Annotated in this window: 21 protein-coding genes and 1 pseudogene; 11 read left to right on the top strand and 11 right to left on the bottom strand. The window is 42.2% G+C overall.

Annotation, left to right across the window (positions count from 1 at the left end; genetic code table 11):
• Positions 1 to 34: 34 nt before the first annotated feature.
• Positions 35 to 760 (top strand): folate-binding protein YgfZ, encoded by a 726-nt coding sequence (locus ABEF84_RS12225; protein WP_034584976.1) that lies wholly within the window; start codon positions 35 to 37, stop codon positions 758 to 760.
• A gap of 279 nt (positions 761 to 1039) precedes the next feature.
• Positions 1040 to 1852, top strand: a complete 813-nt coding sequence (locus ABEF84_RS12230; protein ID WP_034584972.1) for a tetratricopeptide repeat protein — start codon at positions 1040 to 1042, stop codon at positions 1850 to 1852.
• 50 nt (positions 1853 to 1902) lie between these two features.
• Here the strand turns inward: ABEF84_RS12230 and ABEF84_RS12235 are convergent, their stop codons facing one another.
• From ABEF84_RS12235 to ABEF84_RS12245, 3 genes are all read right to left on the bottom strand, one after another.
• Positions 1903 to 2838, bottom strand: a complete 936-nt coding sequence (locus ABEF84_RS12235; RefSeq protein ID WP_034584969.1) for an AEC family transporter — start codon at positions 2836 to 2838, stop codon at positions 1903 to 1905.
• A gap of 77 nt (positions 2839 to 2915) precedes the next feature.
• Positions 2916 to 4028 (bottom strand): NADH:flavin oxidoreductase/NADH oxidase, encoded by a 1113-nt coding sequence (locus ABEF84_RS12240; protein ID WP_034584965.1) that lies wholly within the window; start codon positions 4026 to 4028, stop codon positions 2916 to 2918.
• A 99-nt stretch (positions 4029 to 4127) separates the two neighbouring features.
• Positions 4128 to 5381 (bottom strand): carbohydrate porin, encoded by a 1254-nt coding sequence (locus ABEF84_RS12245; protein WP_034584962.1) that lies wholly within the window; start codon positions 5379 to 5381, stop codon positions 4128 to 4130.
• Positions 5382 to 5765: 384 nt separating this feature from the next.
• On the opposite strand from ABEF84_RS12245, the gene mutM reads away from it, so the two are divergent.
• Positions 5766 to 6626 (top strand): bifunctional DNA-formamidopyrimidine glycosylase/DNA-(apurinic or apyrimidinic site) lyase, encoded by an 861-nt coding sequence (gene mutM / locus ABEF84_RS12250; protein ID WP_034584961.1) that lies wholly within the window; start codon positions 5766 to 5768, stop codon positions 6624 to 6626.
• The gene (locus ABEF84_RS12255; protein WP_034584959.1) at positions 6623 to 6907 is read left to right on the top strand and encodes a peptidylprolyl isomerase; all 285 of its coding nucleotides are present in this window, start codon (positions 6623 to 6625) and stop codon (positions 6905 to 6907) included. Before mutM ends, ABEF84_RS12255 begins: the two co-directional genes overlap by 4 nt.
• 116 nt (positions 6908 to 7023) lie before the next feature.
• Here ABEF84_RS12255 and mscL read toward each other — a convergent pair whose 3' ends face one another.
• Complete coding sequence (gene mscL / locus ABEF84_RS12260; protein ID WP_034584956.1) at positions 7024 to 7467, bottom strand: large conductance mechanosensitive channel protein MscL; 444 nt, start codon at positions 7465 to 7467, stop codon at positions 7024 to 7026.
• Positions 7468 to 7632: 165 nt separating this feature from the next.
• Positions 7633 to 9468: a translational GTPase TypA gene (gene typA, locus ABEF84_RS12265; RefSeq protein ID WP_034584953.1), complete on the bottom strand. Its 1836-nt coding sequence runs from the start codon at positions 9466 to 9468 to the stop codon at positions 7633 to 7635.
• A gap of 174 nt (positions 9469 to 9642) precedes the next feature.
• Between typA and ABEF84_RS12270 the strand changes: the two genes are divergently transcribed.
• From ABEF84_RS12270 to ABEF84_RS12280, 3 genes are all read left to right on the top strand, one after another.
• On the top strand, positions 9643 to 11016 hold the full coding sequence (locus tag ABEF84_RS12270; protein WP_034584950.1) for a uracil-xanthine permease family protein: 1374 nt from the start codon (positions 9643 to 9645) through the stop codon (positions 11014 to 11016).
• Positions 11017 to 11081: 65 nt separating this feature from the next.
• The gene (locus tag ABEF84_RS12275; protein WP_034584947.1) at positions 11082 to 12113 is read left to right on the top strand and encodes a methyltransferase; all 1032 of its coding nucleotides are present in this window, start codon (positions 11082 to 11084) and stop codon (positions 12111 to 12113) included.
• On the top strand, positions 12113 to 13576 hold the full coding sequence (locus ABEF84_RS12280) for an amino acid permease (protein ID WP_034584944.1): 1464 nt from the start codon (positions 12113 to 12115) through the stop codon (positions 13574 to 13576). Before ABEF84_RS12275 ends, ABEF84_RS12280 begins: the two co-directional genes overlap by 1 nt.
• 45 nt (positions 13577 to 13621) lie before the next feature.
• On the opposite strand, the gene ABEF84_RS12285 is transcribed toward ABEF84_RS12280, so the two are convergent.
• The 3 genes from ABEF84_RS12285 to omp38 all read right to left on the bottom strand — a co-directional run bounded on the left by ABEF84_RS12285 (position 13622) and on the right by omp38 (position 16734).
• A protein-coding gene (locus ABEF84_RS12285; RefSeq protein WP_230244305.1) for an IS3 family transposase occupies positions 13622 to 14844 on the bottom strand; the annotation gives its coding sequence in 2 pieces (ribosomal slippage) (positions 13622 to 14508 and positions 14508 to 14844; 1224 coding nt in all).
• Between the two features lie 108 nt (positions 14845 to 14952).
• Positions 14953 to 15486 (bottom strand): peptidase C39, encoded by a 534-nt coding sequence (locus tag ABEF84_RS12290; protein ID WP_034584941.1) that lies wholly within the window; start codon positions 15484 to 15486, stop codon positions 14953 to 14955.
• Between the two features lie 105 nt (positions 15487 to 15591).
• Positions 15592 to 16734, bottom strand: a complete 1143-nt coding sequence (gene omp38 / locus ABEF84_RS12295) for an outer membrane protein Omp38 (protein ID WP_034584939.1) — start codon at positions 16732 to 16734, stop codon at positions 15592 to 15594.
• A 372-nt stretch (positions 16735 to 17106) separates the two neighbouring features.
• On the opposite strand from omp38, the gene ABEF84_RS12300 reads away from it, so the two are divergent.
• Positions 17107 to 17631: a GspH/FimT family pseudopilin gene (locus tag ABEF84_RS12300; protein ID WP_034584936.1), complete on the top strand. Its 525-nt coding sequence runs from the start codon at positions 17107 to 17109 to the stop codon at positions 17629 to 17631.
• 110 nt (positions 17632 to 17741) lie between these two features.
• On the top strand, positions 17742 to 18917 hold the full coding sequence (locus ABEF84_RS12305; RefSeq protein WP_034584933.1) for a thiolase family protein: 1176 nt from the start codon (positions 17742 to 17744) through the stop codon (positions 18915 to 18917).
• A gap of 236 nt (positions 18918 to 19153) precedes the next feature.
• On the opposite strand, the gene tnpA is transcribed toward ABEF84_RS12305, so the two are convergent.
• Complete coding sequence (tnpA, locus tag ABEF84_RS12310; RefSeq protein ID WP_075167884.1) at positions 19154 to 19567, bottom strand: IS200/IS605 family transposase; 414 nt, start codon at positions 19565 to 19567, stop codon at positions 19154 to 19156.
• Between the two features lie 20 nt (positions 19568 to 19587).
• On the opposite strand from tnpA, the pseudogene ABEF84_RS12315 reads away from it, so the two are divergent.
• Both ABEF84_RS12315 and ABEF84_RS12320 read left to right on the top strand, forming a co-directional pair.
• Positions 19588 to 20645: pseudogene (locus ABEF84_RS12315) on the top strand (RNA-guided endonuclease InsQ/TnpB family protein).
• 125 nt (positions 20646 to 20770) lie between these two features.
• Positions 20771 to 21226: a VOC family protein gene (locus ABEF84_RS12320; protein WP_034584930.1), complete on the top strand. Its 456-nt coding sequence runs from the start codon at positions 20771 to 20773 to the stop codon at positions 21224 to 21226.
• A 51-nt stretch (positions 21227 to 21277) separates the two neighbouring features.
• On the opposite strand, the gene ABEF84_RS12325 is transcribed toward ABEF84_RS12320, so the two are convergent.
• Positions 21278 to 21763 (bottom strand): DUF934 domain-containing protein, encoded by a 486-nt coding sequence (locus ABEF84_RS12325; RefSeq protein ID WP_034585224.1) that lies wholly within the window; start codon positions 21761 to 21763, stop codon positions 21278 to 21280.
• Entirely contained in the window at positions 21756 to 23399 is a 1644-nt protein-coding gene (locus ABEF84_RS12330; protein WP_034585227.1) for a nitrite/sulfite reductase, read from the bottom strand. Before ABEF84_RS12330 ends, ABEF84_RS12325 begins: the two co-directional genes overlap by 8 nt.
• Positions 23400 to 23644: the final 245 nt, after the last annotated feature.

The raw sequence follows: 23644 nt of genomic DNA on the forward strand, positions 1-23644 counted from the left end.
TGATTGATTTGTGGTATTAAAACTGAGGCTTATCATGGCAACGTCTACTGCTTTTACATCATTCACTTTAAAGGGTGTAGATGCACAAAAATTCCTTCAAGGCCAGGTCACTTTAAATGCTGAAGCTTTGGCTGAAAATCAGACCCGTTATACCGCGATCTGTAATCAGAAAGGCCGTATTCTGTTTGGTGTATGGCTGAAAAAAATTGTTCCTGAAAACTTTGAAATTGTCGTGTCTGCTGATCAGGCAGAAGATTTTGCCAAACACATCAGAAAATACGGTGCTTTTTCTAAAATGAAACTGGAAGAAGCTGGTCCAGTCTATCCAACAGCAGACGGTATCTTTACTGTATTTGACTCTGAAGCAACCGACATTCAGGCTTGGGAAATCAAGGCAATTGAATCTGGTCAGGCCTGGATTCAGGCAGCAACTGCTGAACTATTCCAACCACAGGAATTACGTCTGCATCAACGTGAAGGCGTACATTATGACAAAGGCTGTTACCTCGGTCAGGAAGTGATTGCACGCTTGTGGTTTAAGGCAAAACCAAAACACTGGCTGCATCTAGTTCAAGGTACAGGTAATGCACCAGTAGTGGCTAGCAAACTGCATAATGATGTAGAAGTAGTAAATAGTATTGCTGTTGATGAGGGCTTTAAAGCGCTGGTGGTTGCTAAACCGGAAGCGCTGGTTGAATTAAGTTTAACCGTATTGAATCTGCCAGAACAACTCAGTGGTGATGTAGCTCGCCCACAATAAAATGTACTGATAAAAATCCTCCTTGATGGAGGATTTTTATTGTCTTTTTAATAAATAAATCAACAATCTCAACCTAGACTTCTACCTATCTATCTCTAATCAATTAATATTTAAAAATATTTATCTATCTTTCCTCATTTACTCTCATTTATATAAAAACTTAATTTTATTTCGTGACAATTAGGATATTTACAAAGTATAAAATCCTCTTATGATGTAGCTGTCATGATTTAAAAAGCACCACGGAATCAGGTGTTACCTACAACAAGGTTTGGAACAATGAAAAAAATAATTCTTGCTGCACTACTTGCAGTCTCATCTCAATATGTACTTGCCAATAGCAAAACTGAAACTGTTGATCCTCAATTTACCAAAGTTGAATCCTTAGTCAAAGCGAATGATTTTAAAGGTGCCTATAACCTTTTGAATGAAATGGCAAAAAAAGGGAATGCTCAAGCAATTTATAACTTAGGCTATTTAACCCAGACTGGCCAAGGTACAGCAAAAGACGAGAAAAAAGCTGTTCAGCTGTATGAACAGGCAGCAAGCAAAGGCTATCCTGTAGCAAATTATGTGCTGGGTAAAAACTATGCTGGTGGTACACTGGGGCTAAAACAGGACTTGGTAAAAGCGAAACAGTATCTGGAACGCGCATCTACTGCCGGTTTTGATGATGCGACTGTAGATCTAGCCGTTCTCCTCTTCGCAGAAGGTAAGCTTGCTTCAGACCAACAGGCGCTAAAAAAACTACAACCTTTAATCAAGAAAAATAATTTCCAGGCGATTCATGCCAAAGCCCTGTATGATATTAGCCTTGGCTTTAAAAACAAGGATGAAAAACCAATTCAACAAGGTTTAAACTCCATTCAGGAGCTTGCGAAAAAAGGCTACATCCCTGCCTTGATGGCTGTAGGCAATATGTTTGCCAATGGCAATATCGTGCCGCAAAACCTGCCTGAAGCGAAAAAAATCTTTAGTGCCCTAGCTCAAGAAAATATCCCTCAAGCCAAAGAATCTCTGGCTGCTGTAGAGAAAATGATGGCGGAACAATCCAAAAAGCCTGCTCAATCAACGACACAAAAGAAAAGTTAACTTAGCAGATATAAAAAGCCCCGATGACGGGGCTTTTTTAATAAGAAAGATTAATTTAAATAGACATGAGACTGGGTCAATAACAAGGCCACTACCATAAAGCCAAGCAAGGTACTTAGTACCAGCGGTGGCAAGGCTTTTTCCTGTACACCGTAATGCTGGGCAAAAATCCCAAAGGCAATCGGCATAGGTAATGCTGCCAGTAAGGTACCTATAAATAACATTTCCTGACTGGCACCAAATGCCCACAACAAGCCAAAAATCACAGTAGGCATCACCATAACTTTCAGGATTGTGAGCAACCAGCTCAAGCTGTTCATGGATTTAACCTTCATCCCAATCAGGCTGCCCCCAATCACAAATAAAGCCAATGGCGATGCTGTCTGCCCCAACATTTTCAGTGTTTGAGCCAATAGTTCAGGCAACTTGATATTCAGCAAAATACACAGAATCCCGAGGATGATGGACAGAATCACTGGATTTTTGAAAATCCGCTGTAAAGTTTCCCGCAAAATCTGACTCTGGGTATTCCCTCCCGTCTGTAAACCACGTTCGGCCAATACCATCATCAAAGTCACAATAATCAGATTCTCAACAATCAAAGTTAAGGATAGATAAATCGCTGAATGTGAACCAATCAATAAGGTCAGGATGGCTGTACCGATAAAACCGGTATTGGACATGGAACCACCCATCGCCAATACCGCTGACTCGGTTAAATTCGTTTTAAACAGCGATGCACAACCCCAAAAACTCAGGGCATAGAGCAGCAGCGACCCACCCGCATAGGCAATGAAATATTCTGGACTCCAGATATCAGTGAGATTCTTGCTGGCCAATGCTTGTAGCAGAAAAGCCGGTAATGAAATTTTCATCACAAACTGGCTCATCGCTGTAATCAGTGATGGATTAATAAATTGCATCCGTGCGGCAATATAGCCCAAGCCAACCACTGCACAGATCGGAAATAAAATATTTAATAACATGAACTTTTCAATATAGGTACTGTGCTGTTTGCAAACGGTTCATCCATGAACGCTCACATTCCCAAAATCAGTAGAAATTAACTGTACGGCTTAAACAGGTTACGGAGTCCGTGCGGCTGACAGCGCAAATATTGTGGGGATATTTCGATGGTTTCACCCAATTCTGCAGCAGCATGCCAAGGCCAGCGAGGGTCATACTGGATAGTACGAGCCAGTGCGATCGCATCGGCCTGCTCATACTGCAAAATCCCTTCTGCCTGTAATGCTTCCGTGATCAATCCCACTGCAATCACTGGAATATTGACTACCTTTTTAATTGCTTCTGCAAAAGGTACCTGATAATTCGGATGTACATCAATTTTTTGCGCTGCATGCAGACCACCACTGGAGACATGAATATAGGCTGCACCCAGTGCTTCGAGTTGCTGACTTAAGAATACAGAAGACTCTACATCCCAGCTCTCCACACCTTCCATCCAGTCGGTTGCCGAAATCCGTACACCAATTGGATAGCCTTCTGGTACAGCCGCCTTTATCGCTTTAAATACTTCCAATGTTAATCGAATACGATTTTCCAGTGAGCCACCATATTCATCTTCACGCTGGTTAGATAACGGTGACATAAATTGATGCAGCAAATAGCCATGTGCAGCATGTAATTCAATCAGGTCAAATCCTGCTTCTACTGCACGTTTGGCACTGGATGCAAAGCCCTGAATTACTTGCTGGATTTCATCCAGACTTAAGGCTTTAGGTGGATGCTCATGCGACTGGAATGGAAGGTCACTTGCCGACACCGTTTGCCAACCCAATGGCTGATCTGGTGCAATCTGCCCTTTACCTTCCCAAGGTTTATCGGTAGAAGCTTTACGGCCAGCATGGGCAAGCTGAATCGCAAATGGCATCGGTGAAAGCGACTTTACTTTCTGTAATAAATCCTTGATCAGGCTCGCCTGCTGGTCATTCCACAAGCCTAGATCAGCATAACTAATCCGGCCTTCAGGCTGAACTGCTGTCGCTTCAACAATACAGAGACCGGCACCAGACAGTGCATAATTGGCCCATTGCTGCTCATGCCAATAGGTAATTTCACCCTGCTCGGTTGCAGAGTACTGGCACATCGGTGCAATCACGATTTTATTGTTCAGTTGCAGTGATCCAAACTGTACTGGCTGAAATAGTAGAGTCACGCCGCATTCCCTCTTTTATGAAACGGTTTGGTCTTTTTATCAAGAAATAAAAAACAGGCTCAATTGAGCCTGTTTAGTTATAGCCTGAACGATCCGATTTTAGAAGATAATTCTTGTACCTAAACCAAGAACGAAGGCATTATCTACATTATTGGTTGAACCTGGGTTAATCACATATTGCAGGTTCGGACGTAGCATCAACCATTTGGTTGGGTTGTAGCTATAGTTCAATTCGATATTGTATTCTGCACTTGCATCAAAGTTTGGGTTATTAATGCGATCGTTGACATGAACACGGTTTACTGCCAGACCCAAGATATCATTTGGCTGACTATCCACTAAACCGATATATTTCAGACCGATTTGTTGTGAATTATCCACTTTATTGGTATCACGATCATGCCAGGTAAAGTTAGCAAATGAATGTAAACCTTGACGACCATTGCCTGTGGAAGTCAACTGTTGTTCTATTGCCAGCCAACCAGCAAAGGTACGATTTTTACCATCTGTAGGATTGGCTACATCTTTCTGATTATTTACATCATCGGCAGTGTTATACATACCACCTATACGATAACTACCTGGCAAGCCATTTACAAAGTTCTTCGGTGTCCAGATCACTTCTGCAGGAATCGTTACACCATCTGCATTCTCTGTATCCAAATTCCAACCATGGCGCTCTAAAGCATTTTCAGGGTTAAATTCATATACACCGACTTGGACAGCAAGCTCTGGATTAAGCTCTTGTTTAACGCGTGCCCCCCATTGAGACACTGGGGTATTCATCCAGATATTACCTTGCCATTTACCCATCTGGGCGGCACAGAAAGCAGTGCTGGCAAAGTCACATCCCATGACATTGAAGTCCATACCTAAACCTAAACGACCGGCTTTAATGCTGGTGCCTTGGTCTTTAAATTTCTTTTCAATTGAAAGTTCAGACAACCGGCTCTTTTGGTTACCACGACCAAACGTACCCTGTACATTTGCCATATGTGGTGCACCTGGATCCTGTAAATCTTCAATAGACGTGCTTTGACCTTGACGTGCTGTAGCCACAGCACGGATTGTCACACCATCCCAGCCAGCCAGTTTTTCCATGTCGAGCTGTGTACCCAACCACAACTGCGCAGAAGTAAGTGGATCTGCACCGTCATTACGACCACCTTCAGCCAGATAAGCGGTATCAGTCAGTAAATTTGCTTCAAATTTCACACCTTGCTGTGCCAGTTCCGTACGTTTTCCACCCCAGTCACCCAACAAGTACTGTCCTTGAGGATCGAATGCTGATTCTGCTTGTGCTGAAGTCATGGCTGCCAGCAATGGCAATAAAGCTAGACTTAATTTTTTCATATTTGACCTAAACATACGGAGAGAGTGAAAGTAATCCGAGGGATTACCAGCATGATTTGATACAGAAACTTACATAACTTTTTAATTAAATACGCAGCATTTTTTTTATTATTGGTAAAACTTTAAGTTATTAAACAACCCCGTTAATATAAACTTAAATTTACTAAATATTTATTTTTCATATATTTATATTATTTAAATGCAAGTATTTATATCTAATTTCACTAGATTAAAACTTTAACTTAATAAAACTAAAGTCTATTATTTAATCAATTATTCAAATAACTATTTAAACTTGGTAGCTGATTAGCTTCCTCGCAATAAGACTTGCATTCAATTGAAAAACGCCCAATATTAGGCTCATTCTATTCATCTTGAAGTGCTATGCCTGAATTACCCGAAGTCGAAACTACCAAAACCAGTCTCCTGCCCCTGCTTGATCAACGAGTTCTGACTGTGGAAGTCCGCCAGTCCAGCTTACGCTGGCCCATTCCGGAAGATATTACCCGCTTACAAAGTCAACGCCTGATTCAACTCACCCGCCGTTCCAAATACATTCTGGCGCAATTTGAGCAGGACACCATGTTATGGCATTTAGGCATGTCAGGCAGTTTCCGTCTTTGTGATGCGAGTGACGAACTCCGCAAACATGACCATTTGATTATCCAGTTTGAAGACATCCAGCTACGTTACCATGACCCTCGTCGTTTTGGCTGTATTCTGTGGCTCGATGCACAATCACAAAGCAAGCTGATCGACACCTTAGGCCCTGAACCTTTGAGTGATACCTTTAATGCCAACTATCTCTTTGAAAAATTAAAAAATAAGAACGTTGGCACCAAAGTTGCAATTATGGATAACCATGTCGTGGTTGGCGTGGGAAATATTTACGCCACAGAAAGTTTATTTAATTTGGGTATTCATCCTGCACAGCCAGCATCAAGCTTGAGCTTTGAACAGGTTGAAAAACTGGTACTTGAAATTAAACGCATTTTAAAACAGGCAATTGATCTTGGTGGTTCGACCCTGCGCGACTATACCAATGCTATGGGTGAAAATGGTTATTTCCAGCAGACTTTACTCGCTTACGGCCGGGCCGGTGAAATGTGTGTCAACTGTGAAACCACACTGGAAAATATTAAACTGGGTCAGCGTGCTTCAGTCTTTTGTCCTGAATGCCAACCGCTACGAAAGGTAAAACCTGCACCGAAACGTATGGCTGCTGTACGAGGTAAGAAATCATGAAAACTGCGATCGTCCGTCATATCCTTGTCAAGGATAAAGAGACTGCAGAACAGTTAAAGACGAAAATTCTGTCGGGTGCAGATTTTGCCAAAATAGCTAAACAGTATTCAACTTGTAACTCAGCTAAACGTGGTGGTGAACTGGGTGAAGTAAAAAAAGGTCAGCTGGTGCCGGTAATTGATAAACTGGTATTTACTGCTGCGGAACGGGTTCTACATGGTCCGATTAAAAGCCAGTTTGGATTTCATTTGGTAGAAATTAAGTTTCGGATAGATTTTTAATCCCCCTAGATCCCCCTTTAACAAAGGGGGACTTTTTTTCCTCCCTTTATTAAAGGGAGGTTAGGAGGGATTCCATATAAAAACGGCGCCTATGCGCCGTTTTCTTTCAATCAAAATTACGCTTGCGGACGTTTTTTTAATTCGTCACGAATTTCACGTAGCAATTCAATATCTTCAGGTGTTGCTTCTGGTTCTGGAGCTGCTTCTTCAGCTTTGTCACGGCGCAGTTTATTCATTAACTTCACTAACCAGAACACGACCCATGCCAATAACAGGAAGTTTATAAGAATGGTCAGGAAGTTACCATAAGCAAATACATTCAGACCTGCTGCCTGTGCAGCAGCTAAATTATTAATGTTATTTGGATTGTCACCCAATACTAGGAACCAGTTCGAGTAGTCAACATCTCCGCCCAAGATCCAGCTAACCACAGGCATAATGATGTCTTTGACCATGGAATCGATGATTTTACCGAAAGCACCGCCAATGATCACACCGACCGCAAGGTCCATGACATTGCCTTTAACCGCAAATTCCTTAAATTCTTGAATAATGCTCATGATTTCACCAAGTTATTATCAAATTTTGTGATGGATTATACATTAATTAACTCTTTCTATTTAAAACTAATTTATCAAGTTTATGTAAATCACCCAAATCTTTTTTCATTGTATAAAAAAACCGCTGACTTGAAGCCAGCGGTTTTTTCGTATCAATAACCAGTCTTATTTAGAACGGTTACGTTTACGTTCGTTTTCAGTCAGGTATTTCTTACGAATACGGATTGACTTAGGTGTTACTTCAACCAGCTCGTCATCTTCAATAAATTCAAGCGCTTGTTCAAGAGTGAATTCAATAGGTGGAGTTAGTGTTAACGCTTCATCTGTACCAGATGCACGAACGTTAGTTAACTGTTTCGCTTTAGTTGGGTTCACAACCATATCGTCTGAACGAGAGTTAATACCCACGATCATACCTTCGTAAACTTCTAACTGAGGTTTAGCGAACAGACGGCCACGGTCTTGCAAGCTGAATAATGCATAGCCCAGGCAAGTACCTTGAACCATAGAAATCAATACACCGTTTTGACGTTTCGCAACAGTACCTGCTTTCGCTGGACCGTAGTGCGAGAAGCTTGAAGTCATGATACCAGTACCAGAAGTCATGGTCATGAATTCAGAACGGAAACCGATCAGGCCACGTGAAGGAACAGTTGCTTCAATACGGATACGGCCTTTACCGTCAACTTCCATATTGGTCATCTCACCTTTACGGTAACCCATTTGTTCCATTACAGCGCCTTGGTGCTGTTCTTCAACGTCGAAAGTTACATTTTCGTACGGTTCTTGCATTTCACCGTCGATTTCTTTCATGATGACTTCTGGACGAGATACACCCATCTCGAAGCCTTCACGACGCATATTTTCGATCAGTACAGAAAGGTGAAGTTCACCACGGCCAGATACTTTGAAACGGTCTGGACTGTCAGTATCTTCAACACGAAGTGCTACGTTGTGGATCAATTCGCGGTCTAGACGTTCACGGATATTACGTGAAGTCACGAATTTACCTTCTTTACCAGCGAACGGAGAGTTGTTCACCTGGAATGTCATAGACACAGTCGGTTCGTCTACAGAAAGTGCTGGAAGTGCTTCAACAGCTTTCGGATCACAGATGGTGTCTGAAATGTTCAGTGCATCGATACCAGTTACACAAACAATGTCACCTGCTTGAGCAGATTCGATGTCAATACGTTCAAGACCGTGGTAACCCATGATTTTCAGGATACGGCCGTTACGGGTATTGCCTTCTTTGTCGATTACAGTTACAGGCGTGTTCAGTTTTACAGAACCACGCTGGATACGACCAACACCGATAACACCTACGAAGCTGTTATAGTCCAGAGAAGAAATTTGCATCTGGAATGGACCGTCAACGTCAACTGCTGGTGGTTCAACGATGTCTACGATTGTTTCAAACAATGGAGTCATGTCGTCAGCCAGTTCTTCTGGAGAAGGACCAGCAACACCACGAAGACCAGAAGCATATACCACTGGGAAGTCTAACTGTTCATCAGTACCGCCCAGGTTGTCAAACAGGTCGAATACTTGGTCGATAACCCAGTCTGGACGTGCGCTTGGTTTGTCGACTTTGTTAATAATAACGATTGGTTTCAGGCCACGTGCGAACGCTTTTTGTGTTACGAAACGAGTTTGTGGCATTGGACCTTCTTGTGAGTCTACAAGAAGAAGTACACAGTCAACCATCGACATTACACGTTCAACTTCACCACCGAAGTCGGCGTGTCCCGGGGTGTCCACGATGTTGATGCGGTATTCAGTATCTGTACGTTTATCTAACCATTTGATTGCAGTGTTTTTTGCAAGAATGGTAATACCACGTTCAGATTCTAACGCGTTCGAATCCATGACACGCTCGATCTCACCCGCGCGATCACCGAGAGCACCTGATTGTTGCAAAAGTTTGTCTACAAGAGTGGTTTTACCATGGTCGACGTGCGCGATAATGGCAATGTTACGGAGAGTTTTAATATCTGACATGAAAATTCGATACGTTTTAAATTTGAGGGCAAATTATACAGAAAAATACAAAAAATTTATAGTGACTGTTCCCATTCTCTTCCTATTTTTTTTGTCAGGATGTGACCAATTAATTTTGTAAAGACGTGTAACTCGATTAGAATAGCGCCACCCAGCCTTAATTTGCGTTCACACATGTCTGATTTTCATCAATCTCCTTCCTCTTCCAAAGATCAACTTGATTTAGTCTATGGCCTGAACGACCGTCCTAAACCGTTGGTCGCTTTTTTAGCTGCATTCCAGCATCTTCTCGCCATTATTGTCCCAATTGTTACTCCTGGCCTACTCATCTGTCTGGCTCTAGGTGTATCGAAAGAAGATACCAACATGATCCTGTCGATGTCTTTGGTGATTTCGGGGATTGCGACTTTTCTGCAGTGTAAAAAAGTCGGTCCATTTGGCGCAGGCTTGCTGATTGTGCAAGGCACCAGTTTTAACTTTATTGGTCCAATCATCGGGATCGGCTCAGCAATGGTCGCTACAGGCACCCCCGTTGAAGCAGTAATGGCTTCTATTTTCGGTGTAGTCATTGCCGGCTCATTTATTGAAATGGGCGTATCCCGTATCCTACCTTGGGTGAAAAAACTGATTACTCCGCTCGTTACCGGTATCGTGGTCCTGCTGATCGGCCTGACTTTAATTAAAGAAGGCCTGATTTCGATGGGTGGTGGTTATCAGGCAATGTCTGATAAGACCTTTGCCAATGCCGATAACCTGATCATGTCCTGTACTGTTCTGGCACTGATTATTATCCTGAACCGCATCCGTATCGTTTGGGTAAAAAGCTCAGCAATTCTGATTGCCCTGGTTGTAGGTTATATCCTTGCCGGCTTTATGGGCCATTTGAACTTTGATGGTCTGAAAGATGCACCACTGGTTCAGATTCCAACACCTATGCACTTCGGTCTAAGCTTCTCTTGGAGCCTGTTTATTCCAATGGCCTTTATTTATCTGGTGACTTCACTGGAAGCGATTGGTGATATTACTGCGACCTCTAAAATCTCGAATCAAGCCGTAGATGGTCCTGAATGGATGAAACGCATCAAAGGTGGTGTGCTGGTCAATGGTGCCAATTCATTACTGGCAGGTATCTTTAATACTTTCCCAAGTTCAGTCTTTGCACAAAATAACGGTGTGATTCAGCTGACTGGTGTAGCCAGCCGTTATGTGGGCATCTGGATTGCAGCACTTCTAGTAATTCTAGGTTTATTACCTGCTGTTGCTGGTGTAATTCAGGCAGTACCTCAAGCCGTTCTTGGTGGTGCAGTGATGGTGATGTTCGGTGCAGTTGCTGCTTCTGGTATTAATATCCTGGCCGGCATTCATCTGGACCGCCGTGCCCTGCTGATCATTGCGATTTCTCTGGCTCTAGGCTTAGGTGTTGCACAAGTCCCACAAATTCTGGAACATCTACCGGAATTATTCCGTAATATCTTTAGCTCAGGTGTTGCGACTGGTGGTATTGCTGCCCTGATTCTGAATATTGTACTTCCTGAAACAAAGAAGTAATTTCATGTCCAAAAAACACTGTCTGAGGTGGACTCAGACAGTGTTTTTCTATTGGAGAGATTCCTATGGATGCTAAAAGCGAAGTTTTATTAAGACAATATGATTATTTGTCGGGTCGTGTATTGCTGATTAATCCTCCAACGGATCAACTGCTCTCTGAATTTGACGACAAGATTCAGACTTCAATCTGGACATGGAACTATAACGATTATCAATATTTCTTGTCACAGCAAGTTGATGTGCATTTTGGGGCTGAATTTCCAGAAGCCGCGTTTGATCAGGCGGTGATATTTGTTCCTAAATCCAAAGAATTACTTAATTACTTGATTCATAATGTTGCAGTACATTTAAGCTCTGGTAGCAGTGTGTTCCTGGTCGGTGAAAAAAAAGGTGGTGTGGAACGTGCTGCCAAACAGCTGCAAGCCTATGGTAAAATCATCAAACTTGACAGCGCACGGCATTGCCAATTGTGGCAATTGACACTAGACTGCTGCGTCGAGAAAAAAGCGTTAGCTGACTGGGCACTAACCTATAGCATCTCTACTCCCAAAGGTGACTTAACTGTTTGTGCGCTTCCTGGTGTATTTAGCCAAAACCGTCTGGATGTGGGTACTGCAGTATTGCTGCCTTATCTGTCTGAAGTCACTTCAGGTAAAATTGCAGACTTTGGCTGTGGTGCAGGCGTAATTAGCGCCTATCTGGCAAAACTCAATCCGAATAACCGTATTTTTGCGCTGGATGTCGATGCCTTTGCTTTGGCATCTACCCAGATGACTTTCGAGAAAAATCAGCTCCAACCCGAGCAGCTTGAAATCAAAGCGGTAAGCGGTATTGATGATGCACCATTATTTTTACATGCCATTGTCAGCAATCCTCCATTCCATCAGGGCATCCAGACCAATTACGATGCTAGTGAAAACCTGTGCAAGTCTTCACGTCGCCACCTCAAGTCTGGCGGTGAATTATGGATCGTGGCGAACCGCTTCTTAAATTACCCGATCTTAATTGAGCAAAGTTTTGGCCAGTGCACAGTCAAAACCGATCAACAAGGTTTCAAGGTGCTTTTCGCCAGCACCTCAAAAAATAAGGAATCATGATGAGCGAAACCCAAAACAGCACACAGCTGCAGCGTAAGCTTAGTGCTCGTCATTTGAATATGATCGCCATTGGTGGATCAATTGGTACAGGTTTATTCCTGGCTTCAGGTGCAACCATTGCCAGTGCCGGACCTGGTGGCGCCCTACTCGCCTATGCCCTGATCGGCGTCATGATCTACTTCCTAATGACCAGTCTGGGCGAGCTTGCAACCCATAACCCGACTTCAGGTGCCTTCTTTACTTACGGTACTAAATATGTCGAGGGCGGCTTTGGTTTCGCGCTAGGATGGAACTATTGGTATAACTGGGCCATTACCGTTGCCTTTGAGCTGGTAGCAGTACAATTCATTATGAAATTCTGGTTCCCGGACATTCCCGGGTTTTACTGGAGTGCCTTGTTCCTGACCATTGTCTTCGCAATTAATGCACTGACCGTTAAAGGCTTTGGTGAATCCGAATTTTTCTTCTCTCTCATTAAAGTCCTAGCCATTGTGGCTTTTATCATTATTGGTATCTTCATGATTGCGAAAATCATGCTGACACCTGATGTGGCAACCTTTGCAAACTGGACTAAAGGTGAAGCACCATTTGTAGGAGGCTTACCTGCCCTGATTGGGGTAGCAATGATTGCCGGGTTCTCTTTTCAGGGCACAGAAATGGTCGGTGTCGCTGCAGGTGAATCCAAAGATCCTCAAAAGACTATTCCTGTTGCGATCAAGCAGATTTTCTGGCGAATCCTGCTGTTCTATATCGTGTGTATTTTCATTATCGGCACCCTGATTGCCTATGATGATCCACGTTTATTACAGGCAGCAGCAAGTGAAGATATCGCGCTTTCTCCTTTCACCTTACTCTACGAACAGGCAGGCTTTGCTTTTGCAGCCAGTGTCATGAATGCGGTCATCCTGACTGCGATCCTCTCAGCGGGTAACTCAGGCATGTACTCTTCTACCCGTATGCTATTTGATATGGCACGTAAAGGCAGTGCACCAAAAATCTTTGGTAAATTAGATGCTCGTGGCGTACCGATGAATGCACTGTATGCAACAACTGCAATTGCCGCACTATGCTTCTTAACTACCTTTATTGGTGAACAAGAAGTATTTAACTGGTTGCTGAATATGTCAGGTATGTGTGGCTTTATCGTTTGGCTGGGTATTGCCATATCACATTATCGCTTCCGTAAAGGTTATTTAGCCCAAGGCTATAAGCTTGAAGATCTAGCCTATCGTGCCAAGTTCTTCCCATTTGCGCCTTGGTTTGCTTTTGTGCTTTGTGCCATTGTAGTACTGGGCCAGAACTATGAAGCGGTATTAAAAGGTGATTGGTTAGGCGTACTATCAACCTATATCGGTATTTTCCTGTTTCTGGCTATCTGGATTGGCTATAAGTGGAAACATAAAACCAGACTGATTTCTTATCAGGATATGGATGTACAACCTGTCAAAATAGACCGCGAATAATGTCTTGTCCTGAAATAGATTGACAGTATTCCACTTCAAACCGAGTTAAGCAATTAGCTCGGTTTTTGTTTGCTCATACATCTGATTCGGGGTGTTCATATTTAAACTTAAATGCGGTCTATAACAATTGTAAATCATGATAGATTCCGCAATTAAGTGATCTAACTCCTTCATGGTTTGACATCGCGTGGTTAAAAACTCCTGCTTTAATATTCCATTAATTCGCTCTGCTAATGCATTCTGATAACAGTCCTTGCCATCTGTCATGGAAGGACATATCCCATAATGGCGCAATGCCGATTGATATAGCTCAGAGCAATATTGAGCACCTCTATCTGAATGATGAATCATCCTAGTCGCTCGATCTGTCGCTTGCTGCATCGCCATATGTAGAGCCTGCACAACATTCTCCGCACGCATATCATTCGATAACTTATAACCTTTAATCTGTCGGGTATAAGCATCTGTCACCAAGGATAAATAATGCACACCTTCAGCACTCTCAACATAGGTAATATCACTAACAAAGACTTCATTGGCTTGCACTGCTGAATAATCCTTTAATAAATTTGGATGCTTCTTCATCCAATGCTTGCTATCCGTAGTTTTTGTATAGCGACGCTTAGGGCGAATCAATAAGTTATTTTCTTTCAATATTTTAAATAACTGATCCCGTCCACACTTTAAACCACGTTGCAACAATTTGCCTTTAATAAGCCAATACAGCTTACGTGTTCCGATACTTGGCATGAGACAGCGATATTCCATAACCAACTCAAGTATTTGTTCAGTTGCTTGTGCAGTCATTTGAGCACGTTTTTCTGCTTGATAATAAGCTTGTCGGGTGATTCCCAACCACTGACAATAACGTGAAACGCTTAGTCTTCTTTGGCTTTGCCAATCTTTGAAACGTGCTCGGTATACTTTTTTCCAAGATCAGTCCCACATTCTTTATCAATGTGATAAATCACATCCTGAATAAATTCAGTTTTAAGCTTTTCTGCGGCTAACTGCTTTTCTAATTGGCGGATTCGTTGTTGGGGTGTCAATTGGCGTTTAGAAGAAGTCGGCATATTCGAAGTCCAGTCCTGTTGTCCGTGCTTGCGTAACCATACCAGCACAGTTGATCTTCCTTGAATACCATATTTTGCCTGAGCTTGCTTATAAGTAATTTGCCCTTTTTCTACTTCATGTACCACCATCATTTTAAAGGCAAAGCTATAGTCACGTTGTGTACGTTTAACTCGTTGTTCTCGTTTATGTTCCATAAAATAAGTCTCTTAAGGTGTAAACTTATTTCAGGACGGGACATAATCCAGAACTAAAAAAGCAGCGTGAATCGCTGCTTTTTTTTACGCTTAAAATTTTATTTTTCATCAGCTGTGTCGCATCACGAAATTACGATCATCAATCACTATCGCTTGCTGGCAGATCCCTTCTTTCCGGCGTTGCTGTTCAAAAGTTTCTTTGCTCATTACATCAAAACTATCAAAGAAACTAATTTCTTTGTCATTAATTTCATAGATCAATGAATGATTCCCTACCCCATCTAAAGTGTCATAGAACACGATCACAAAATTTCCAGATTCCACATATTCTTGTATCTGCTCATAAGATAAAGGAGTTTCCTCCATAGAAATCTTAAGCTGTTTCGATTGTTGATAAAACCTGACTTCTAGCGGCTGTTTATCTGCATCATGCTCGGTATAGAACGCTACCTCTAGCCCCAGTGTTTTTAATGTAACTGCAAGTGCAATCGTCGAAGTCCCCATTTCAGGATCATGACTAGTCAATTGCACCAAATCTGGAATATGCAGATCAATACCATAATGATGGAAGATCATCCAGATCGCATAAATACCACTATTGGCATCCAGATTTTGTAAATCTTGGGGAAGTTCAACACTCATGCTTTCGCTCAATACTGTTTAGACGATGGCAGTGTAGTGAATTTAAAACAATAAAAAAAGCGACTCCAAAGAGTCGCTTTTCGTTAATCAGACTTCAATAATGAATTATTGAGCTGGTTGTTCTACTGGTTGCTCAGCAGCTGGTTGTTCAGCTAGAACAGTACGGCTACCAGTGATAGTAGCGAATACACGACGGTTCATAGCACGGCCTTCTTTAGTGTTGTTGTCAGCAATTGGCTGATCCCAAGCGAAGCCTTGAGTAGACAGACGAGCCGGATCTACGTTGTATTCGTTAACCAGTGAAGATTTCACAGAGTTAGCACGAGCAAGAGACAGACGTTCGTTCAGTGCACGTGGACCAGTGTTGTCTGTGTGACCTTCGATACGAGCAGTTGCATTTGGATATTCAACCAGTTTTTCAGCAACTTTCGCGATTTCTGGTTTGTACTGATCTTTGATGTTAGATTTGTTAGTATCAAAGAATACGCGAAGTTCCATGTTCAGGTCTTCAGTCAACTCTTGTGGAGCTGGTTGAACTGGAGCAACTGGCTCAACTGGAGCAACTTCAACTACTGGAGCAGCTGGTTTCAAGTGACCGCCAAGAACTACGTTAAGACCAGCAAGAGCTGTGTAGTTCCAGAATTGTTCGTCAAAGTTATAAGTACCACGACCTTCAGCACGTAGAGATACAACATCGTTTAAACGATAGAATGCACCAACACCAGCGTTCGCTAAAGTACCTTCTTCAGTGTTACCACGGTCACGAGTATTCGCACCGTTTACGTTAGAACGTTCAACACCGTCAAATTTGTATTTGTAGTGACCAGCACCAGCAAGTACGTAAGGTTTGAATTTGCTGTCGTAGTCTTGAGTAATCAAGTCAGAAGTAACGTAGAAGTTACCGTTGATTTGAGTTTGTTTGTACTCAGCACCAAGATCAACCAAGCTGTTTGCTTGACCTAAGCCGTGTGAACCGTTCATTTGGCTCACGTCGCCTTTTACTTGGTTGTATTCAGCTTCAAAGCCTAACCATGGAGTTAATTCTACACCTAACGCAGCGCCGACGAATAAATCGTCTTTCATTTCGCCTTGAGCTAGTTTAGAAGAAAGCAACTGTGATTGACCGTTGTTGTGTTTAGTGTCTTGCCAAGTGTAACCAAGCATTAAAGGAGTTACAGTTACGCCTGCAGTTGCTGCGGCAAAAGGAGCAGCTACGAGCATTGCTAATGCAATACGACTCATTTTCATGGATTTATCCTCCAGAGATAAGAAATTGTTGTTCAAGCTCAAATCTAAATTGGCTTTCCTGAGATAGGCTTCTTTTACCCCAGTTTTATTTTTAAGCTATTCACAGGGAATCATACAAACACTTGATTAAATTTCCAAGTGCTTGATTAATCTAATCAAGTAAATTATTGACAAAATTACTTACAATTTCCGTTGTAATTCGGTAATTTTTTACTCAATTTCTTGTTGTGAATAACTTATTTTCACTTACTTAATTTTAACAGCTTTCTCTTACTTCAAGTACAAAAATACTCAGGTAATAAAAAAAGCATTCAAAAAACGCCTAATTAATAGCATGTTTCCAATAAAAATAATATATAAAAAGGTTAAACCATGTATATAAAAAGAAATAAAGCGTTCACTCTTGTAGAGCTAATTGTCACTCTCTCTGTACTCGCAGTAATTGCAACAATTGCGGTTCCTTCCTTTCAGGAATACCAAGCCAAGCAGGAAGCGAATAGTATTTTTCACAAGATTGCAGCAATAAATCGTTATGCACGTAGTCAGTCAGCCATCCTACGACAAAATATAGTCATCTGTCCGACCTTAAACTTATCCAACTGTCAAGCAAATCAATGGAGTCATGCCTGGCTGGTGTTTGTTGATCAGAATAGAAACAGACAAGTTGATGCAGGCGAAACGGTCCTGCAGATTGACCAGCTCAAATTAAAATATGGCCAGTTGGACTGGAGCGGTGCTTTAAGTATCCCAAGCGTTAGCTATCAAGCACAGACCAATTTACCGATCGGCTCCAATGGCAGTTTTTATTACTGCTCTCTGAAATCCGCTAAACATTACAAAATCGTGCTGAGCAAAATGGGACACCTCCGCAAAGAAGATTTAACTAGCTGTTCCTAAGAACTGACCGGTTTATGATTCACTATCTTTTTAGGCTTTTTTCTGTCCGTTTTTTTAATATACTGCTTAAGTCAAGAATAAATGACTAAAACTCATACGGAGATACAACAATGACTGACATTGTAATTGTCAATGGTGCACGTACAGCCATGGGCGGCTTTCAGGGAAGTTTATCAAGTGTTCCTGCACCAGAACTTGGTGCTGTGACTATCAAAGAAGCGATCGCTCGTGCAGGTTTACAGCCAACTGATATTGAAGAAGTCATTATGGGTTGTGTCCTTCCAGCGGGTTTAAAACAAGGCCCTGCCCGTCAAGCGATGCGTAAAGCAGGCTTACCCGATAGCACTGGTGCTGTGACCATCAACAAACTATGTGGTTCAGGAATGAAAGCCGTGATGCAGGCTGCGGACATGATTAAAGCGGGTTCTGCCAACATCGTGGTTGCTGGTGGTATGGAATCCATGAGTAATGCGCCATACCTGATACCTAAAGCACGTGGTGGTTTCCGTATGGGACATGGTGAAGTTAAAGATCATATGTTCCTGGATGGTCTGGAAGATGCTGAAACAGGTCGTCTGATGGGTTCATTTGCTCAGGACATGGCCAACCAGAAAGGCTATACCCGTGAACAGATGGATGATTTTGCGATTCGTTCATTAAAACGTGCCCTAACTGCAGTCAATGAAGGCTACTTCGCTGATGAAATCGTGCCAGTCACTGTCTCTACCCGCAAAGGTGATGTGGTAGTTGATAAAGACGAACAGCCATTCAATGCCAATATTGAAAAAATTCCTACCCTTCGTCCGGCATTTGCTAAAGACGGCACCATTACCGCTGCCAATGCCAGCTCGATCTCAGACGGTGCTTCTGCTCTTGTGTTGACTTCAAGCGATAACGCAGCAGCTAAAGGTCTAGCACCTTTGGCTAAAATCATTGCCTATGCATCAAACTCCCAGCATCCATCTGAATTTACCATTGCGCCAGTCGGTGCGATTCAGAAAGTTCTGAATAAAACTGGCTGGAAAGCTGAAGACGTGGATCTTTGGGAAATCAATGAAGCTTTTGCCATGGTCACTATGTGTCCAATGGATGAGTTCAAGCTGGATCCAGAAAAAGTCAACATTAACGGTGGTGCATGTGCACTGGGTCACCCGGTTGGTTCTACCGGTTCACGTATCATTCTGACTCTGATCCATGCCCTAAAACGTACTGGTGGTAAACGCGGTATTGCTGCACTATGTATCGGTGGTGGTGAAGCAACAGCGATTGCAATTGAACTAATCTAATTCAAACAGAAATTTGCTATAAGAAAGAGAGCTTTGTTAGCTCTCTTTTTATTTTTAGCGAATTAAGAAATTTCACTGTAAAAATGATTTAAAACAGCCTATTAAAATTAGTCTTTACTGATTCTTTCGCTAGTCGTTTCATACTTTTATCCCTTTAGCCGTAAAACCTCGCCCTTCAGGGCGGGGATATAAGGCTGCAATCCGCTAGTCCCCCTTGTGGGGATTAGCTAGGATTGCTAATGCGGTGTTTGCTGTTGTTGGATATATTGTTTAATAATCCCAATGGGAGCACCTCCACACGATGCAGCGAAATAACTAGGCGACCACAAAGCATTCCCCCATAATTTGTTTTTAATTTCAGGGTGTTTAGTTCTTAAAATACGACTAGATGCACCTTTTAGGCTGTTAACCAAGCTAGAAATAGCTACTTTTGGTGGATAGTTCACAAGTAAATGAACATGATCATGCTCACCATCAAATTCTACCAACTTAGCTTCAAAGTCTAAGCAAATGCGCTTGAATACTTCATTCATAGTTTCGAGCATAGCTTTGGTAAAAACATCTCTACGATATTTAGCCACAAAGACTAAATGAACGTGCATATTAAAAACACAGTGACGACCTGTTCTAATCTCTTGACTATTATCCATAGACCAAATATATTTTAGTGATGAAGACACTTAAATTACGCATAAAAGACAAACATTGCAAGGTGCTAGACCAATTGGCATCTGAAGTTAATTTTGTCTGGAACTATGTCAATGATTTGTGTTTTAAACACTTGCAAAGAAAACAACAATTCTTTTCAGCTTACGATATTGCTAAATACACGAAAGGTACATCAAAAGAGTGCAATTTGCACAGCCAAACCATACAGGCAGTTGCGGAAGAATTAGTTACTCGAAGAAAGCAATTTAAAAAAGCCAAGCTAAAATGGCGTGTCAGTAACAAAAAAATGCTAGACGTTCTCTCGGTTGGATTCCATTTAAAAAAGTGGCGGTGAAATATGCCGATGGGTATGTCCAATACGGCAAGCATCAATTCAAGCTATGGGACAGTTACGGACTAAGTAAATACAATGTTAAAACAGGCTCGTTTGTCGAGGATAGCCGAGGGCGTTGGTATGTATGTCTTGTGGTTGATTCAATTAAAACAGAGAAAACCACCGCTAAAACCTCAATTGGCATTGATCTAGGACTCAAAGACCTTGCGACTTGCTCAGATGGTGTAAAGTTCAAAGCGCCTAAAATCTATCGTCAATATGAACAAAAACTTGGTATTGCTCAAAGAGCAAGAAATAAAAAACGTGTCAAAGCGATTCATGCCAAGATCAAAAATCTACGTCAAAATATGCTGCATCAATTCAGTCATAAACTGGTGAATGAACATGCAGCCATCTTCGTTGGTAATGTGAATGCCAAAGCATTGGCACAGACAAAATTAGCTAAGTCTGTACTCGATGCAGGTTGGACGACCTTAAGAACCATGCTCAAGTATAAATGCGAGAACGCAGGGGTATGGTATGAAGAAGTCAATGAAGCCTATACCACCCAAACTTGCTCGTGCTGCGGCTCACGCTCCAGTAGTCTGAAAGGTAGAGCAGGACTTGGAATAAGAGAATGGCAGTGTGTGGAGTGCGGTACATTCCACGATAGAGATATAAACTCAGCACTGAATATTCTTGCGCTCGGACATGGGCGTCTCGCAGGAGGAATCTCCGTCCTTTAGGTCGGAGAGGATGTCAAATAAGTAGTCATAGTTCCTGCTTACATATTCATAAAGCTTCTTGATCAATCTGATAACTCAATCAGGCGTAGATTAAGGAAGATAAAAAACAAAAACAGGACACTGTCATGCGTTTCAATCACTATCTGAATTTCCAAGGTGAAACCGAAGCCGCCTTTACCTTTTATCGTTCAATCTTTGGTGGTGAATTTTCCAGTCTAACCCGCTATGGAGATATGCCTGCACAAGAAGGACTGGATCTATCCGAAACGGAAAAAAGTCTGATCCTGCATGTTGCCCTTCCCATCAATGAATATACCGAATTGATGGGTTCGGATGTGAATGACAAATTATGTACACCGAATACGCCAGCTTTTGTGAAAGGCAGCAATCACTTTATTGCAATTATTTTGAGTGCCAGCGAACAGGTAGAAGCACAACGACTATTTGAAGCTTTATCAGTAAAAGGCAAAGTGGAAATGCCGCTGGAAAAAACTTTTTGGGGTGCTCTTTATGCAGCGTTTACCGATCAGTTTGGCGTGCAGTGGATGATTAACTGCTTATTGGAAGAACATACAATCTAATTTTCAGCAATAAAAAAGCCTCCCGATGGAGGCTTTTTTACTCAAGGCTGCTTAAGCCCCAGTTTGGTAATTCGCTTGAGGCACGGCAGTCGATGCTTGATAAGGACGAGTAAAGTCATTCAGCCCCGCTGCTGCTTCCTGAATGTCTTTGCCTTCTTTAATCACAAATGTATCAAAGCCGGAACGTTTCATGTAGTTCAGTACATCTTTGAACACGTCACCAGTCGCACGCAGTTCACCCTGGAAACCTTGACGGCGCAGTAATGCGGCAAATGAATAGCCACGGCCATCATTAAAACCAGCAAACTCGATGAAAATCGCATCCAGTTGATCCAGCGGAAATTCATTGGTTTCAGGTGAAGCATCAACAGTCAAGTACAATGCTTTTTTACCAGTGATGTTTGGCAACTGATCCAGTTGATCAACAGTCAGAACCACATCACCTTGTGGCAATACGCCGTCTTCACCAATCAGCTGGTAAGTATTGTGTGCAATCGTGCCATCTTTAGAGAGCACTTGTAGTGCGGTATTAAGCATATGCACGCTCCTTGAATGGTTGAATGCCAACACGGCGGTAAGTATCGATGAACTCTTCACCTTCCTGACGCAGGTCAAGATAAGTATTCAGGATTTCTTCGATAATATCTGGAACCACTTCAGCAGCAAATGATGGGCCAAGAATATCACCAATCGATGCATCATGATCCGCATTACCACCTAATGTGATTTGGTAGAACTCAGCACCTTTTTTATCCACACCCAAGATACCGATATTACCGACATGGTGATGACCACACGCATTCATACAGCCTGAAATGTTCAGGTCGATTTTGCCAAGGTTATAAATGGTATCCAGATCATCAAAACGGCGTGAAATCGCTTCAGAAATTGGAATCGATTTCGCATTTGCCAATGAACAGAAGTCACCGCCTGGGCAGCAGATAATATCCGTCAAGAAACCGATATGTGCACGTGCCAGGTTATGCTGATCCAGAGTCTGCCACAATTCGAATAGGTCTTTTTGTGGTACATCAACAAGCGCAATGTTTTGCTCATGTGTAGTACGCAGTTCACCGAAGGTGTACTTGTCTGCAAGATCTGCAATCAGGTTCATCTCTTCAGTTGTTACATCACCAGGTGCTACACCCGCACGTTTCAAAGAAATCGTTACGATGCGGTAACCTTTCACTTTATGTGCATTGGTATTGATGTTGAACCATTGCTTGAATTTTGAATACTGCGCAAAGAGCTCAGTGAAGTCTTCATCTGCATAATCCTGATAATCAAATGGTGTGAAGTTCTCATCCATTTTCTTCAGGGTTTCAGCATCGATTTTCAGTGTTTTAATCGTATGCGCAAATTCAGCTTCAACTTTCTCTGCAAATACTTCTGGTGTTAATGCTTTTACCAAAATCTTGATACGCGCTTTATATTTGTTGTCACGACGACCATGCAGGTTATAAACACGCAGTACCGCTTCAAGATAAGCAATCAGGTCTTCACGAGGCAACCATTCACGGATTACTGAACCGATGATTGGGGTACGGCCCAGACCACCACCGACTTTGATCTTGTAACCGATCTCACCTGCTGCATTTTTCACGATATACACACCGATATCGTGGAATGAAGTCGCAGCACGATCCACTTCTTCAAGTGCAGAAACTGCAATCTTGAACTTACGTGGCAGGAAAGCAAATTCAGGGTGGAAAGTTGACCACTGACGGATCAATTCACAAGTCGGGCGAGGATCTGCAATTTCACCTGCAACCACACCGGCATACTGGTCAGTTGTAGTGTTACGGATACAGTTACCTGAAGTCTGGATCGCATGCATTTGTACTGATGCCAGCTCTTGCAGCATGTCTGGTACATTTTCCAATGCAGGCCAGTTGAACTGGATATTCTGACGGGTTGAAACGTGTGCATAGCCACGGTCATATTCTTTTGCCAACTCCGCCACTTTACGAAGCTGTTTAGAATTCATTAGTCCATAAGGCACCGCGATACGCAACATTGGTGCATAACGTTGGACATATAAACCATTTTGAAGACGGAGCGGACGGTATTCATCTTCAGTGAGTTTGCCCGCTAGGTAACGTTCCGTCTGGTCACGGAACTGTGCAACACGTTCATTAATCAGTTGCTGATCGAAATCAGTATATAAATACATGGCGTACAGCTAGTAGTTTCTATTATATCGACCGCAAGAATAACGAGATTGAATCTATCAATAAAATGCTTTTTATACATATTTTATAGCGGTTTTATTGATAAGCCTATAGGAATTTCAGTGATATAAAGGCTTTGCGCAACAAAACCATTATTCCAGCAATAATAATTAATTTTTCACTTCTTTAGCATTTATTTTCATATAAAGACTTTTTGCTACTGCTTGATAAATAAACATATAAAAGA

Source organism: Acinetobacter sp. ANC 7912, from assembly GCF_039862785.1.
In the GTDB taxonomy this organism is placed as follows: domain Bacteria; phylum Pseudomonadota; class Gammaproteobacteria; order Pseudomonadales; family Moraxellaceae; genus Acinetobacter; species Acinetobacter thermotolerans.